At 56.9% G+C, this 13,627-nt stretch carries 13 protein-coding genes; 7 read left to right on the top strand and 6 right to left on the bottom strand.

Going from position 1 to position 13,627, the window contains the following annotated elements; translation table 11 throughout:
- Positions 1 to 2 precede the first annotated feature (2 nt).
- Positions 3 to 1,277, bottom strand: a complete 1,275-nt coding sequence (locus tag M2118_RS07955) for an isochorismate synthase (protein WP_280795410.1) — start codon at positions 1,275 to 1,277, stop codon at positions 3 to 5.
- Positions 1,278 to 1,313: 36 nt separating this feature from the next.
- Here M2118_RS07955 and ubiE point away from each other — a divergent pair, with 36 nt between their 5' ends.
- Genes ubiE through M2118_RS07935 form a run of 4 tightly spaced genes read left to right on the top strand, consistent with a single transcriptional unit; the run spans position 1,314 to position 3,760 of the window.
- A complete protein-coding gene (gene ubiE, locus M2118_RS07950; RefSeq protein WP_280795409.1) occupies positions 1,314 to 2,021 on the top strand; it encodes a bifunctional demethylmenaquinone methyltransferase/2-methoxy-6-polyprenyl-1,4-benzoquinol methylase UbiE in 708 nt (235 codons plus the stop codon).
- Positions 2,022 to 2,040: 19 nt separating this feature from the next.
- Positions 2,041 to 3,102 carry a polyprenyl synthetase family protein gene (locus M2118_RS07945; RefSeq protein WP_280795408.1) on the top strand — a complete coding sequence of 354 codons (1,062 nt, stop codon included), beginning with the start codon at positions 2,041 to 2,043 and terminating at the stop codon, positions 3,100 to 3,102.
- A gap of 3 nt (positions 3,103 to 3,105) precedes the next feature.
- Positions 3,106 to 3,465, top strand: coding sequence for a sterol carrier family protein (locus M2118_RS07940; RefSeq protein ID WP_280795407.1), 360 nt, complete (start codon positions 3,106 to 3,108; stop codon positions 3,463 to 3,465).
- Position 3,466: 1 nt separating this feature from the next.
- Positions 3,467 to 3,760: a hypothetical protein gene (locus M2118_RS07935; RefSeq protein ID WP_280795406.1), complete on the top strand. Its 294-nt coding sequence runs from the start codon at positions 3,467 to 3,469 to the stop codon at positions 3,758 to 3,760.
- Between the two features lie 11 nt (positions 3,761 to 3,771).
- Here the strand turns inward: M2118_RS07935 and purF are convergent, their stop codons facing one another.
- Positions 3,772 to 5,229 (bottom strand): amidophosphoribosyltransferase, encoded by a 1,458-nt coding sequence (gene purF / locus M2118_RS07930; protein ID WP_280795404.1) that lies wholly within the window; start codon positions 5,227 to 5,229, stop codon positions 3,772 to 3,774.
- A 97-nt stretch (positions 5,230 to 5,326) separates the two neighbouring features.
- Between purF and purM the strand changes: the two genes are divergently transcribed.
- Entirely contained in the window at positions 5,327 to 6,433 is a 1,107-nt protein-coding gene (gene purM, locus M2118_RS07925) for a phosphoribosylformylglycinamidine cyclo-ligase (protein WP_280795403.1), read from the top strand.
- A 12-nt stretch (positions 6,434 to 6,445) separates the two neighbouring features.
- Entirely contained in the window at positions 6,446 to 7,198 is a 753-nt protein-coding gene (locus M2118_RS07920; RefSeq protein ID WP_280795402.1) for a sulfite exporter TauE/SafE family protein, read from the top strand.
- Here M2118_RS07920 and M2118_RS07915 read toward each other — a convergent pair whose 3' ends face one another.
- The 4 genes from M2118_RS07915 to M2118_RS07900 all read right to left on the bottom strand — a co-directional run bounded on the left by M2118_RS07915 (position 7,199) and on the right by M2118_RS07900 (position 10,249).
- Positions 7,199 to 7,393, bottom strand: coding sequence for a DUF3073 domain-containing protein (locus M2118_RS07915; protein ID WP_280795401.1), 195 nt, complete (start codon positions 7,391 to 7,393; stop codon positions 7,199 to 7,201).
- Positions 7,394 to 7,484: 91 nt separating this feature from the next.
- Positions 7,485 to 7,865, bottom strand: a complete 381-nt coding sequence (locus tag M2118_RS07910) for a fluoride efflux transporter FluC (RefSeq protein ID WP_280795400.1) — start codon at positions 7,863 to 7,865, stop codon at positions 7,485 to 7,487.
- Positions 7,862 to 8,266 carry a fluoride efflux transporter FluC gene (locus tag M2118_RS07905; RefSeq protein WP_280795399.1) on the bottom strand — a complete coding sequence of 135 codons (405 nt, stop codon included), beginning with the start codon at positions 8,264 to 8,266 and terminating at the stop codon, positions 7,862 to 7,864. The genes M2118_RS07910 and M2118_RS07905 overlap by 4 nt, the downstream gene beginning before the upstream one ends.
- A 15-nt stretch (positions 8,267 to 8,281) precedes the next feature.
- Positions 8,282 to 10,249 carry an APC family permease gene (locus M2118_RS07900; protein WP_280795448.1) on the bottom strand — a complete coding sequence of 656 codons (1,968 nt, stop codon included), beginning with the start codon at positions 10,247 to 10,249 and terminating at the stop codon, positions 8,282 to 8,284.
- A 188-nt stretch (positions 10,250 to 10,437) separates the two neighbouring features.
- Here M2118_RS07900 and M2118_RS07895 point away from each other — a divergent pair, with 188 nt between their 5' ends.
- The gene (locus tag M2118_RS07895) at positions 10,438 to 13,620 is read left to right on the top strand and encodes an efflux RND transporter permease subunit (protein ID WP_280795398.1); all 3,183 of its coding nucleotides are present in this window, start codon (positions 10,438 to 10,440) and stop codon (positions 13,618 to 13,620) included.
- Positions 13,621 to 13,627: the final 7 nt, after the last annotated feature.

Raw genomic sequence — 13,627 nt, 5'->3', positions numbered from 1 at the left:
TTCTAGCTCAGCGCATCCACGATGGGACGGAATTTCATTTCTGTTTCCACCAGTTCCTTTGAAGGAACAGAGTCAGACACGATTCCGCAGCCTGCATAGGCAGTGACGGTGGAGCCAGAGAGCTGAGCACAGCGCAGCGCGATGGCCCATTCGCCATCGCCGTCTGCGCCAATCCAGCCGACGGGGCCGGCATAGCGGCCACGGTCAAAAGGCTCGAGGTCATCAATGACTTCAACGGCAGCAACTGTGGGTGTCCCTGCCACTGCGGCCGTGGGGTGAAGAGCAAAGACAAGGTCGAGTGAGTTAGATCCGCTGGCAAGGGTGCCCGCAATATCGGTGGCGAGGTGCCAGAGGTTAGGAAGCTTCAGAGTGAAAGGGGCGTCACTGACGGTGAGTTGTTCGGCATAGGGGGTCAAGGCGTTGACTACCGAGCGAGTGGCGAAGCCGTGCTCATCCAGGTCTTTGTGGCTCGAGGCAAGCTCTGCTGCATTCGCAATGTCGGTGGCAGTGTCGCTGCCACGACGGGCGGTACCTGCCAGCACGCGTGCGGTGACCTTGCGGCCATGCACTGTGATGAGGGTTTCGGGGCTGGAACCAAATAGGCCATCCACGCTAAAGGTCCAGCAGTCGGGGTAGCTGTCAGCAAGGCGGTTGATGGCAACGCGAAGATCCTGAGTGCCCGCAAGCGTGCCCTCGAGTTCACGGGCGAGAACTACTTTCTCAACCTCTCCAGCATCAATGCGCTCAATGGCCTTGTTCACAGCAGAGGTGAAGCCCTCTTCAGAGAGCGAAGCAGGGGAGAGATGTACAACGGGTGCAGCTCCGAGCTGTGTGCTTGCAGTGATGTGTTCTGCCAACAGTTGTTCCGCTAAGTTTTCAGTAAGAGCATCAGCTGCTTCATCAGCGAAACCGATACGAGTCAGCCACGTGACTCCAGCTCGTTGCCCCACAATCAGTCGAGGGATGATCAACACGCTGGGCACTTCAGAGGTGGAGCGGAAGGCAAACGTTCCAAACGCCATCAGGCCGGAGCCGGCAACATTGACCGAATCGGTCACTGTTGCAGCAGCAGCAACCTCACGCCAAGCAGCCCCAGCATCCTTGATGCGGGTCTTACCGGAGAAGGACAGGGTTTCTACTTCTCCAATGCCGACCAGGCCGTCACCGCGTCGCCACCACAGCAGTGGTGAGTCGACGCTGAGCAGGGTGAGCAACTCGGGGGAGACGGTTAATCGAACCGACTCCACACGAAGACCACGGGTTGCTGACAAGCTCACCCGAGACAGCCTACGCCGGAGCCGTAGACTTCTCTTGTGACTACAGCTGACCTTTCTAAGAAGCCCGAAGCCGTCTCGGCAATGTTTGATGACGTTGCCGCTGGCTATGACGTCACCAACAACCTGCTTTCCGCAGGAAATGCATTGTTGTGGCGCATCGCGACCACCCGTGCAGTGAACCCCCAAGCATCTGAGCGGGTCCTGGACCTTGCAGCAGGCACCGGCACGAGCTCTGTGGCACTGGCAAAGTCAGGCGCACACGTTGTTGCTGCAGATTTCTCACCCGGCATGCTCGAAGTGGGCCGCCAGAAGCACGGATCAAATCCTCTCGTTGAATTCGTCGAAGCTGACGCCACCAAGCTTCCTTTTGCCGACAACAGCTTTGATGCAGTGACCATGTCTTTCGGTCTTCGGAATGTTGTCGAGCCCAAGAAGGCACTTGCTGAGCTCTATCGCGTGACCAAGCCTGGTGGGCGCATCGTGATCTGTGAGTTCTCGACCCCACCTGCTGCACCTATTCGTGCGGGCTACAACTTCTATCTGCGCAAGGTCATGCCGATGGTGGCAAAGTATTCCTCTTCAAACACTGAGGCCTATACCTACCTCGCAGACTCGATCGAAGACTGGCCCAACCAAGCCACGCTGGCGACCTGGATCCGTGAGGCCGGCTTCATGAACGTGGCCTACCGCAACCTCACCGCTGGTGTGGTTGCCCTACACCGCGGCATTAAGCCCGTCGCCTGAGCAGGACTAGGCTGAACGGGTGAACGCAAGCGTGAGTGGAGTAGCCGGAGTCACCGGTCATCTTTCACTGCGCCAAAGACTTTTTGCATCACCTGAGTCCAAGCAGCTCGCTGAGACTATCGATGCGGGCGTTGCCACCATTGAAGAAGGCTTGAGCAAAGAGCTTCACTTCACTGATGCTCTGGCTGATGTTTCTGGTCGCTATTTGTTTGGCGCAGGCGGCAAGCGCGTTCGCCCCATGCTCACTTTGCTCACTGCTCAACTGGGTAATGGCGCAACTCCTGACGTGATCACAGCTGCACAGGCCATCGAGATAACTCACCTCGCGTCGCTGTATCACGATGACGTCATGGACGAAGCTCCGCTTCGTCGCGGTGTTCCCAGTGCACACGAAGTCTGGGGCAACTCGGTAGCGATCCTCACTGGTGACCTTCTGTTCTCTCGTGCCAGCACCCTGATGACTCGCTTGGGCCAGAAGGCGATGCTGTTGCAGTCAGAGACTTTTGAGCGCCTGTGCTTGGGCCAGCTGCACGAAACCATCGGTCCTCGACCCGATGAAGACCCTGTATCCCACTACATCCAGGTCCTGGCTGACAAGACAGGTTCGCTGATTTCTGCAGCAGCTCGCTGCGGCATTGTGTATTCCGGTGCACCTTTGGAATACGAAGACGCCATGGTGGAGTTCGGCGACAAGATCGGTGTGGCCTTCCAGCTCGCTGATGACGTGCTTGACCTCTCTCCTGAATCTGCTGCCACCGGCAAGCAGGCCGGTACTGACCTGCGTGCAGGCGTTCCCACTCTCCCTACTCTTTTGCTTGAGCAGCAAGCTGCGACTGATCCAGCCGCAGCTGCATTGCTCGCTCGCATCCGCGATGACGCGGATGACGCCTCTGCTGAAGCAGATGCTGACCTTCAGCTCGCTATCGCTGAGCTTTATGCACACCCGGTTACTCAGGCCACTCGCGAAGAGGCTCGTCGCTGGGCAGCAGAAGCTGTTGCCGCCTTGGACATTTTGCCTGCAGGTGCTGTCAAGCAGGCACTTTCTGCCTTCGCAGAGCACGTCGTATCCCGCTCGGCCTAAGCCATGGCGAAGCCACGGGTTGATCCCACTGAGGGACGTGCAGCTGTTGTTGCTGTTCTCGCTGGCTCGTCAGCGCGAGAAGATGTTGCCGGAGCGGTTCGATATCTCTTGCAGTTGATGAGTGACGCAGCACCCGGTCACACGGTGGAACTCCGTGTTCCTCCCTTCGGTGCTATCCAGTGCGTGGAAGGGCCAGAACATACTCGAGGAACCCCACCGAATGTGGTGGAGATGGATTCACCCACCTGGATTGCGCTGGCAACGGGCTCAGTGAGCTGGGCAGCTGCCTATGACGAGGGAAAGATCAGTGCCTCTGGCGTGCGCAGCAATCTGAGTTCTCAGCTACCACTGGCACAATGGTGACATGAGCGAAAAAGAGACGGTCACCACCGAACAGGTCACTGTTCGCAGAGCCCCTAAATTCCTGACCTTCATGGTCACCGGAATTATCTTGGGTATCCTCGCAGCACTCATCCTCACCTTTGCGTTGCCAAATGAGAGTGAGTTCACTCTGACGCAGATCTTCGGCTTCATGCTGTTGATCACGGGAACCGTGGGTGGGACCCTCGGCTTGATCTTCGCGTTGATTGTGGATCGCTACTTCTCGCGCCACGTCACTCAGGCAACAGCAGAGAAAATCGCTGTCACCAAGGACTAGTCCTTTTTGAACTAGCTCAGCTGGTTACGCTCGACCCAGTCCAAGTACTCAGGGGTGATGGTCCCGGTGACGTAGTCGCCGGTGAAGCAGCTGACATCAAGACCGGTGAGCTTGGAGCCTTCCATGATGGCCGCTTCCATGTCCGCAACTTCCTGATAAATCAGGTGGTCTGCGCCAAGTTCCTGAGCAATCTCAGGAATCTTGCGACCGTGAGCGATGAGCTCCTGACGCGACGGCATGTTGATGCCATAGACGTGGGGGTAACGAACTGGAGGAGCAGCAGAGGTGAAGGTCACCTTGTTTGCTCCAGCAGCACGGGCCATCTCCACGATCTCGCGAGAGGTGGTGCCACGCACAATCGAGTCATCCACAATGAGGACGTTCTTGCCCTTGAACTCTGCCGACATAGCGTTGAGCTTCTGGCGGACGGAACGCTTGCGCTGAGCCTGGCCAGGCATGATGAAGGTGCGACCAACGTAACGGTTCTTGAAGAAACCTTCGCGGTATTCCACCCCCAGCTTGCGAGCCACCTGCATGGCAGAAGGTCGTGAAGAGTCAGGAATAGGCATAACCACATCGATGTCACCCAGAGGCGCATACTGAGCAACCGTGGCTGCCAAGCGGTCGCCCATGCGTAGACGAGTTTCGTAAACCGAGATGCCGTTCATCACGGAGTCGGGACGAGCGAGGTACACATACTCGAACGAGCAGGGACGAAGAATGGGGTTCTCTGCGCACTGGCGTGAGAAGAGTTCACCATCCTTGGTGATGAAGATGGCTTCGCCGGGCTCAACATCGCGCACGATTTCGTAGCCACCGGATTCCAAAACGAGAGATTCGGACGCAACGACGTAGTCGAACTTGCCCTTCTCGTTGGCGCGCTGACCCAAGATGAGCGGGCGGATGCCAAACGGATCGCGGAAGGCCAAAAGGCCGTGACCTGCAATGATCGCGATGGTGGCATAAGAGCCCTCCACGCGCTTGTGAAGATTTTCTACTGCGGTGAAGACGTGCTCGGGACCGAGTTCGGTTCCCGAGACAGTTCCCTGGAGTTCGGTAGCGAGGACGTTGAGCAAAAGCTCAGTGTCGCTCGACGTGTTCACGTGACGACGGTCAATACGGAACAGGTCGTTGGTGAGTTCACGGGTGTTGGTGAGGTTACCGTTGTGAACCAAGATGATGCCGTAGGGGGCATTGACGTAGAAAGGCTGCGCCTCTTCTTCGTTAGCCGCAGCACCAGCAGTGGCGTAGCGGACGTGACCGAGGCCAACGTTACCTACCAGGGTGCGCATGTCGCGTGTGCGGAAACCCTCGCGCACCTGACCCTTGGTCTTGTGCATGTGCAGGTGTGAATCATCTGCCGTTGCGATACCGGTGGAGTCCTGACCGCGGTGCTGCAAAAGCAACAGTGCGTCGTAGATTTGCTGATTGACCGGCTCAGTAGAGACGATTCCGACGATGCCACACATGTGCGGTGGGAGCTCCTGAAAGTCGAGGGGCGTGAAGGAGCTCTGTCGAGTTCCTAGTCAAGTCTGGCACATCTTTCCTGAGGATAGACTTGACCCTGTGAGCCAGAATTCTTCCTACGCACGTGCGGGTGTAGACACCGCTGCCGGTGACCTCGCGGTCGAACTCATGAAGGCCTCGGTTAAGGCCACGCATGGCCCTGAAGTACTCGGTGGCGTAGGCGGTTTCGCGGGACTTTTTGACGTCACTTTCCTCAAATCTTTTGATCGCCCCTTGCTCGCAACCAGCACTGATGGTGTGGGTACCAAGGTGGCAATCGCTCAGGCTCTGGACAAGCACGACACCATTGGTCAGGACCTGGTCGGCATGGTTGTGGACGACATCATCGTCTGCGGCGCACGCCCCTTGTTCATGACTGACTACATCGCCTGCGGCAAGGTTTACCCTGACCGCATTGCCGCCATTGTGAAGGGCATCGCCGATGCCTGCTCCGCAACCGGCACCGCACTCGTCGGTGGCGAGACCGCAGAGCACCCAGGTCTCCTTGGTGTTGACGACTATGACGTAGCGGGTGCCGCTGTCGGTGTTGTCGAAGCAGTAGATCTTCTGGGTGCCGAGCGCGTGGTCAACGGTGACGTTGTTATCGCGATGGAATCTTCCGGTCTGCACTCCAACGGCTACTCGCTTGTTCGCCACATCCTGGCTGAGAACAAGCTTGGTTACTCCGACAACTCTGCTGACTTTGGTGGTGTGGTGGGCGAGGTTCTCCTCGAGCCCACTCGCCTTTACACCGGTCCTCTCGTTGAGGTGCTCGCTGACCCAGCCCTGGCTGGCAGCGTGCACGCGCTCAGCCACGTCACCGGTGGTGGCATTGCAGCTAACTTGGCTCGTGTGCTTCCCGTCGGTTCCTGGGTTGAAGTAGACCGCTCGACCTGGTCACCTAGCAACGTCTTCCGCGTGCTGACGTCTCTCTCTGGTGACACTCTCGAGAGCACGGAAGGAACCTGGAACCTGGGCGTGGGCATGTTCGCCGTCGTCAGCGCAGGTTCTGCTTCTGCCGTCGTGAGCAAGCTATCTGGCCTCGGTATTCCTTCGTGGGTTGTCGGTATGGTTTCCACTTCTGAGCGTGACTTCACTGGCTTTGAACAGGGCGCTAAGGGCGTCAACGGTGGCGCAGTGCGCCTGGTTGGCAACTACGCTAACTAGTTCCCCACTGCCGTGCTGATTCCTCTTCTTATCACCGGCGCTGTCGGAGGGTTTCTCTCTGGCTTCTTTGGTGTTGGCGGCGGCATCATCATGGTTCCGCTGCTCATGGCATGGGCGAAGTTTGACCAGAAGCGAGCTTCTGCCACATCACTGCTTGCCATTGTTCCCACTTCGCTTGTGGGCGCGATTACGTATGCCAGCAATCACCAGGTTGATGTTTTAGTTGCTGTGCTCGTTGCCATCGGCGCAATTGTTGGAGCCCCGTTTGGCTCCAAGTTGTTGCGAGTTCTTCCCGTGGCGGTCATTCACTGGACCTTCATCACCATGATGGTGATTGAGGCTGCGCGATTGCTCTTTGTCACCGAACAAACCCAGGGCAGTTTCGAACTGACGTTCCTCTCAGGTGCTGGACTGATCGGCTTGGGTCTGATTATGGGAGTTGCCTCCGGCATGCTCGGCATCGGCGGCGGTGTTATTGCCGTGCCGGTCTTCATGAGCTTCTTTGGGTTAGCTCCGTTACTGGCTAAGGGAACCTCGTTGCTGGCGATGGTGCCCACGGCGATTGCCGGAACTATCCCCAACCTCAGGGCAGGTCTCGTTGTGCTCACAGATGGAGTCATCGTGGGCATTGCTGCCGTGGCCGCATCGTTTGGTGGAGTCGCGCTGGCATTTATCTTGCCGGATCAACTCTCAGCACAGCTCTTTGGATTGCTGTTGCTGGGCGTTGCGATTCAGAGTTCAGTCCGAAGGCTGAAAAAGAAGTAGTTAGGCGGAAGCCGCAGCTTCACTTTCCTCATCTTCGTCATCGGGGTAGAGGTCAGCCCATTTGTCGATGAGTTCGTCACCTTCAGAAACGTGACCGATCTCTTTTTCAAGTGCAGAGAGGTCAGTGTTTGGGCTGAAGTACTTCAGCTCGCGCGCAACTTTAGTGTGCTTCGCTTTTTGACGGCCACGCCCCATGCGTAACCCCTTACCTTGCTAACCGGGAAAAATTCACCGGATGACCATTAGGAAAAATCTAAGCGTAAGTCTAACACTGGCTTTCGCCTGTTTAGCCGAGGGGACCGCCACCAAGAAGGTAACCAGCTCCGACAGCGAGAAGGCCAACCGCAGTACTACCCACTATGTTGAGACCGGCTTGCATCCAGTGCCCTGCGCGTAACCGCTCAATGGACTCCACCGCGAAGGTGCTCATGGTGGTGAGACCTCCACAGAATCCTGCAATCAGCACAAACCCCACTTCGGGAGCGAGGAGGGCATTCGCCATCAGTGCTGTGAGTAAGCCCACCAACAATGAACCGACTGCGTTCACGGCAAAGATCGCAAGAGGGAAGCCGTCCTTCTTTGTCGGGAGGATGGACGTGCTGGCATAACGCAGTCCTGCGCCCACACCACCGGCAATGATCGCCAGGAAGAGGGAAATGAAATTCATCGTTTCACCCTTCGCTTCGTGATGCTCTTCTTCGCAAAGGGTGTGCCCACCCACATGCCCAGAAGGGCTGCGAACAGGCTCATTCCAATAGACAGAGCAAGATAGCCAGCGGTTGTCCAGGGGTTTTGAATCAGCAGCGCTTGCAGCATCACGCCAGAAAAGGTGGTGAAGCCACCCAGCACACCAGGGCCCACAGCCAACTTCATCCAGTGCGGAGTCTTCGGCCTGGTCCAGATGCCTGCCACGAGAAAACCGAGCAGGAAAGAACCAATGGCATTGATCACCATCAAGCTGACCAGCGACATCGTGAAGAAGATGAGGCTGAGCATGATGTCCAACAAGATGCGTAAGGCGGTGCCAATGGCACCACCGATCGCAACCGGAAGGAGATTTTTTTTCACGAAGCTAGGTTTCAGCTACTGGTCGTCTTTGGTGCGCTTAGCCGGCGTGACAGGCTTACGCGCAATGGGGCGCACGGGCTCACCGCGTCGAGACTGTCCAGGAACTGGACGTGAACGGCGACCGTAGATGATGTCGGTGGAGTCAAGCAGCCAGGGCACAAGTGCAATGGCAACGCCGTGCTCCATCATGAGCTTCATCTTGAGACGACGAGCCTTGTGGTTGTGGAGCGCGTGCTCCCACCAGTGACCCACGATGTATTGGGGAAGGTAAACAGTCACAATCTCAGAACCATGCGTTGCACGGTGTTCGCGAATGTGCTGAATCAGTGGCCAGCTCAGGTCGCGATAGGGCGAGCTGATGATGCGCAGCGGCAGGTGAATGTTCTGACGGATCCAGTCGAGTTCCAGCTTGGCCGTAGAGAGCTCATTGATCGACACGTGCACAGCCTCGATGGAATCGTGACGGGCAGCGATGGCGTAGTCGATGGCCTTGAGGATGGGCTTTTGCATTTTGCCAACCAGCACGATGGCGTGGTCACCCTTGGCGCCGAAGGTAGTTTCTGCGTCCACAGTGACTTCTGCTTCGACGTCACGGTAGTAACGGTTCACGCCGATCATGAGGAAGTAGAGAATCGGCATTGTGACGAACACAATCCATGCACCGTGCGTGAACTTAGTAATCGTCACGATGATGAGAACGGTTGCGGTGAACGTGGCTCCGGTGATGTTGATCAGACGAGAGCGATGAATGCTTCCTGAGTTTTCAGGCTTGGTTTTCAGCAGCTTGGTCCAGTGCACCACCATGCCGGTTTGGCCGAGGGTGAAGGAAACGAATACACCGATGATGTAGAGCTGAATGAGCTGAGTGAGATCTGCACGGAAGACCGCCAGAATCACAATTGCAGCCAAGCCCAGTGCAATCACACCGTTCGAGTAGATGAGACGGTCACCGCGGGTCTCAAGAGCCTTGGGTGCGTAACCATCGTGAGCAAGAACAGAACCCAGCAGGGGGAAGCCGTTGAATGCAGTATTCGCAGCTAGCAACAGAACCAGTGCAGTACCAGCCTGGATGGCATAGAAGAACACGGTGTTATTACCGAAGGTCGCAGCTGCAATCTGAGCAATCAGCGAGCGCTGAGGCACCGTTTCACAGTTGGCATATCCAATAAGTTGGCAGGCACTTTCTGCATAGTGAACATTCGAGATGAATGCCATGGTGATCAAACCAGCGAAGAGGGTAATGGCGATAGCGCCCATCACGACAAGAGTGATCTGTGCGTTCTTAATCTTGGGAACGCGGAAAGCAGGAACACCGTTGGCGATTGCTTCCACACCGGTCAGTGCAGCACACCCACTGGCGAAGGAACGCAGCAACAGCAGAATCAGTGCTGCCTGAGCGATGCTTTCTCCCTCGACCATGTACTGAGCGGACTCAGCAATGGGAGCGTCACCCATCAGGGTGCGAGTGATGCCCACCACGATCATGATGAAGACGCTGGTGACGAAGAAGTAGGTGGGGATAGCGAAGGCCTTGCCGGACTCGCGCACACCACGCAGGTTGATAGCAGCCAGGATGATCACGAAGACGATGGCCAGCAGCACACGTTCAGGTGCAAGTTCTGGAATAGCCGAAATGATGTTGTCGACACCAGAGGCGACCGACACTGCCACGGTCATCACGTAGTCGACGAGCAGAGCCGAAGCGACAACAACACCAGATTTCTCACCCAAGTTCTTGTGAGCTACTTCGTAGTCACCACCACCGGAAGGGTAAGCCTTGATGAGCTGGCGGTAGCTGGCAATGACCACAACCATTAGCAAGATGACGCAGGCAGCAATCCAGGGGGCAAAGCTGAGGAATGCGAGGCCACCGATGAGCAGAATCATCAAGAGTTCCTGCGGGGCATAGGCCACCGAGGAGAGCGGGTCACTCGCGAAGATGGGAAGCGCGATGCGCTTCTTGAGCAGCTCGCCTTCCAGCATCGCTGTCGGCAGCGGGTCACCAATAATCCAACGCTTAGGTGACTTTGACTCAGGGATAGAACCAGTACCAGTATCTTCAGGACTCACGAAGAGCTACTTTACGCCGATTCACCCGGTAGAGAACTCACATTTTTTCGTTATAAAGAACTGCCAGACTGTTGTTTGTGTATTTCTTAGCTAAAGCCAGTATGAAAAACCGCGCCCTCATTGCGCTGGTGACCATTGTTGTAGCCATCTTCGGAGGGCTTGCACTAACCAACCTCAAGCAGGAATTGGCACCCAGCGTGCAGTTCCCGCAGCTGGCTGTCCTCACTGTTTACCCAGGTGCTGCACCTGAAGTCGTGAACCAGGATGTCTCTGGTCCTATCGAAACAGCTATCCAGGGTGTTCCGGGTATCGAAAACACCACCGCGACATCCAGCACCAACCTGAGCCTCATCTCGGTGTCCTTTACCTATGGCACCGACCTGATCATCTCTGAGCAGAAGATCAACCAGGCCATCAACCGCATCAAGTCACAGCTGCCCACCGATGTTGACCCTCAGGTCATTTCCGGATCGTTCAGTGACTTCCCCGTCATGCAGATTGCGGTATCCAGCGATCTAGACACACTCGAGCTGGCCGACATTCTCCGCTCCTCAACGCTGGCTGAAATCAAGGACGTCGAAGGCGTTCGTGATGCTGCACTCCTCGGTGCACCCGAGAAGCGCGTCACCATCGAGCCCAACCAGGCAGAACTCCGTGCACAGGGCCTGACCACCGCGTCGATCAAGGACACCCTGGATGCCAACGGCCTCCTGATTCCTGCCGGTGAGATCACCGAGAACGATCAGACGCTCTCGGTTCAGATTGGTGAGCGCATCAACTCTGTTGATGCCATTGCCGCTCTGCCTATTACCGGTGCTAACGGTCCTGGTGTTATCACCATCGGATCTGTCTCGACTGTTGCTCTCACCGACGCACCCACCACCACTCTTTCTCGCGTGAATGGAAAACCTGCGCTCACTATTGCGGTGACCAAGCTTCCTGGAGCAAACACTGTTGATGTGTCCAAGGCCGTCAACAAGGTTCTTCCCACCCTGGAAAAGAGCCTCGGCAACAACGCCGTCTTCACCACCGTCTTCGACCAGGCTCCCTACATTGAGAAGTCGATCGAATCTCTGACCACTGAAGGTCTGCTTGGTCTGCTCTTCGCTGTCATCATCATCCTGATCTTCCTGATGTCGATCAGATCCACCCTGGTGACCGCCATCTCCATCCCCACCTCGGTGCTGATTACCTTCATCGGTCTCCAGGCAGCGAACTACACCCTCAACATCCTGACTCTGGGTGCTCTGACAATTGCCATCGGCCGTGTGGTCGATGACTCCATCGTGGTCATTGAGAACATCAAGCGCCGTCTGGTGCCTGGAGTGGACCGCGCCACGGTCATCGTGGACGCTGTCCGTGAAGTTGCTGGCGCTATTACCGCCTCGACCGCAACCACCGTTGCTGTGTTCTTGCCGCTGGCCTTCGTCGGTGACATCACCGGTGAGCTGTTCCGTCCGTTTGCACTGACCGTGACCATCGCACTTGTTGCGTCACTGCTGGTCTCTCTCACCATCGTTCCTGTGCTGGCCTACTGGTTCCTCCGTGCTCCTTCTGAGACCGGTAAGCGTGCTGAGAAGGCAAAGGCTGCTGAGCTTGCTGGAGAAGAGAAGCCTGGCTTCCTCCAGAAGGGCTACCTGCCCGTTATCAATTGGACCCTCAAGCACTCGGTCACCACGATCATCTTGGCTGTCCTGGTTCTGGTTGGAACTGGCGCAATTCTGCCGCTGATGAAGACCAACTTCTTGGGCTCCTCTGGTCAAAACACCTTCACCGTGACCGAAGCCATCAAGCCCGGCACCAGCCTGGAAGCTCAGGACGTGATGGCTACCGATATTGAAGGTGCCCTGCTCGATACAGATGGTGTTGAGATTGTTCAGGTCTCGATTGGTTCTTCCGGAAACGCACTGCGTGACGCCTTCGTTGGCGGCGGCGACACCGCCATCACCTTCTCCGTCACCACCAAGGATGGCGGTGACCAGCAGAAGATTCAGGACGCTGCTCGCGTAGCTGTCGAAAAGGTAGCTGACAAGGACACCATTACCGTGGGCGCTCAGAGCGGCTTCGGCGCTTCGAGCGACATTGCTATCGACATCACTGCACCTAACCAGGAATCACTGGACAAGGCTGCAGCAGCCGTCGACAAGAGCATGCGTTCACTTCCTGCCGTCAAGCAGGTCACCAGCAACCTCACCGAGGCTCGCCCCTACATCGCCGTCACGGTCAACCGTGATGACGCTGCAGCTGCCGGCTTCTCTGAGGTCGCGCTCGCCGGCTATGTTGCTCAGGCCATGCGCCCGACCACCATCGGCACTGTTGTAATCGAGGGAACCACCCTGGACATCTACATCGCCTCGAATGATCCCCCCACCACAGAAGCAGAGCTTGCTGCTCTGACCGTGCCTACCGCCAAGGGACTCGTTCCTCTGGACACCCTGGCAACTGTCACGGTCAAGGATGGCCCTGCCACCGTGACCACCGTCAAGGGTCAGCGCAGTGCAACAGTGACGGTTACACCTAACAGTGAAGACTTGGGAACAGCTACTGCTGAAGTAACCAAGGCTCTCAAGGACGTGGATCTGCCTTCGGGTGCATCCGCCAAGATTGGTGGCGTCAGCGCAGACCAGGCTGCGGCGTTTAGCTCGCTCGGTATTGCTCTGCTTGTTGCCATCCTCGTGGTCTACATCATCATGGTTGCCACCTTCGGTTCTCTGCTGCAGCCACTGTTGCTGCTCATCTCTGTTCCCTTCGCAGCAACTGGTGCGATTGGTCTCCAGGTCATCACCGGTGTTCCACTCGGTGTTCCTTCCTTCATCGGTCTGCTGATGTTGGTCGGTATCGTCGTGACGAACGCCATCGTGCTTATCGACTTGGTCAACCAGTACCGCAACAAGGGTCTGGCCGTCTCAGATGCTCTCCGTGAGGGTGCCATCCGCCGTCTGCGTCCGATTTTGATGACCGCACTGGCAACCATCTTCGCGCTGATTCCTATGGCTGTCGGTATCACCGGCTCCGGCGGATTCATCTCGCAGCCGCTGGCCATTGTGGTTATCGGTGGTCTGATCTCCTCGACCCTGCTGACCCTGATTGTTCTTCCCACCATCTACAACCTGGTTGAAGGTGGCCGCGAGAAGCGCAAGGCAAAGCGAGCTGAGAAGAAGGCCGCCAAGGCAGGAGTCACTGCCTCAGCACCGGTCTCCAAGGAGCCCGTCTTTGACACCCTCGTCGTTGACGACGATGGTGACGATGACACTCCCATTCGTCGCCGCACTCCTTCCGCCTAACTAGGCT

The organism is Aurantimicrobium minutum (assembly GCF_029892845.1).
In the GTDB taxonomy this organism is placed as follows: domain Bacteria; phylum Actinomycetota; class Actinomycetes; order Actinomycetales; family Microbacteriaceae; genus Aurantimicrobium; species Aurantimicrobium minutum_B.
This window is presented reverse-complemented; position numbering and strand designations above follow the sequence as displayed.

Coding starts and splice junctions, on each gene's coding strand:
- M2118_RS07940 (WP_280795407.1), top strand. CDS start 3,106: ATGGCGAAGCCACGGGTTGATCCCACTGAGGGACGTGCAGCTGTTGTT.
- M2118_RS07935 (WP_280795406.1), top strand. CDS start 3,467: ATGAGCGAAAAAGAGACGGTCACCACCGAACAGGTCACTGTTCGCAGA.
- purF (WP_280795404.1), bottom strand. CDS start 5,229: ATGTGTGGCATCGTCGGAATCGTCTCTACTGAGCCGGTCAATCAGCAA.
- M2118_RS07915 (WP_280795401.1), bottom strand. CDS start 7,393: ATGGGGCGTGGCCGTCAAAAAGCGAAGCACACTAAAGTTGCGCGCGAG.
- M2118_RS07910 (WP_280795400.1), bottom strand. CDS start 7,865: ATGAATTTCATTTCCCTCTTCCTGGCGATCATTGCCGGTGGTGTGGGC.
- M2118_RS07900 (WP_280795448.1), bottom strand. CDS start 10,249: ATGCTGGAAGGCGAGCTGCTCAAGAAGCGCATCGCGCTTCCCATCTTC.
- M2118_RS07895 (WP_280795398.1), top strand. CDS start 10,438: ATGAAAAACCGCGCCCTCATTGCGCTGGTGACCATTGTTGTAGCCATC.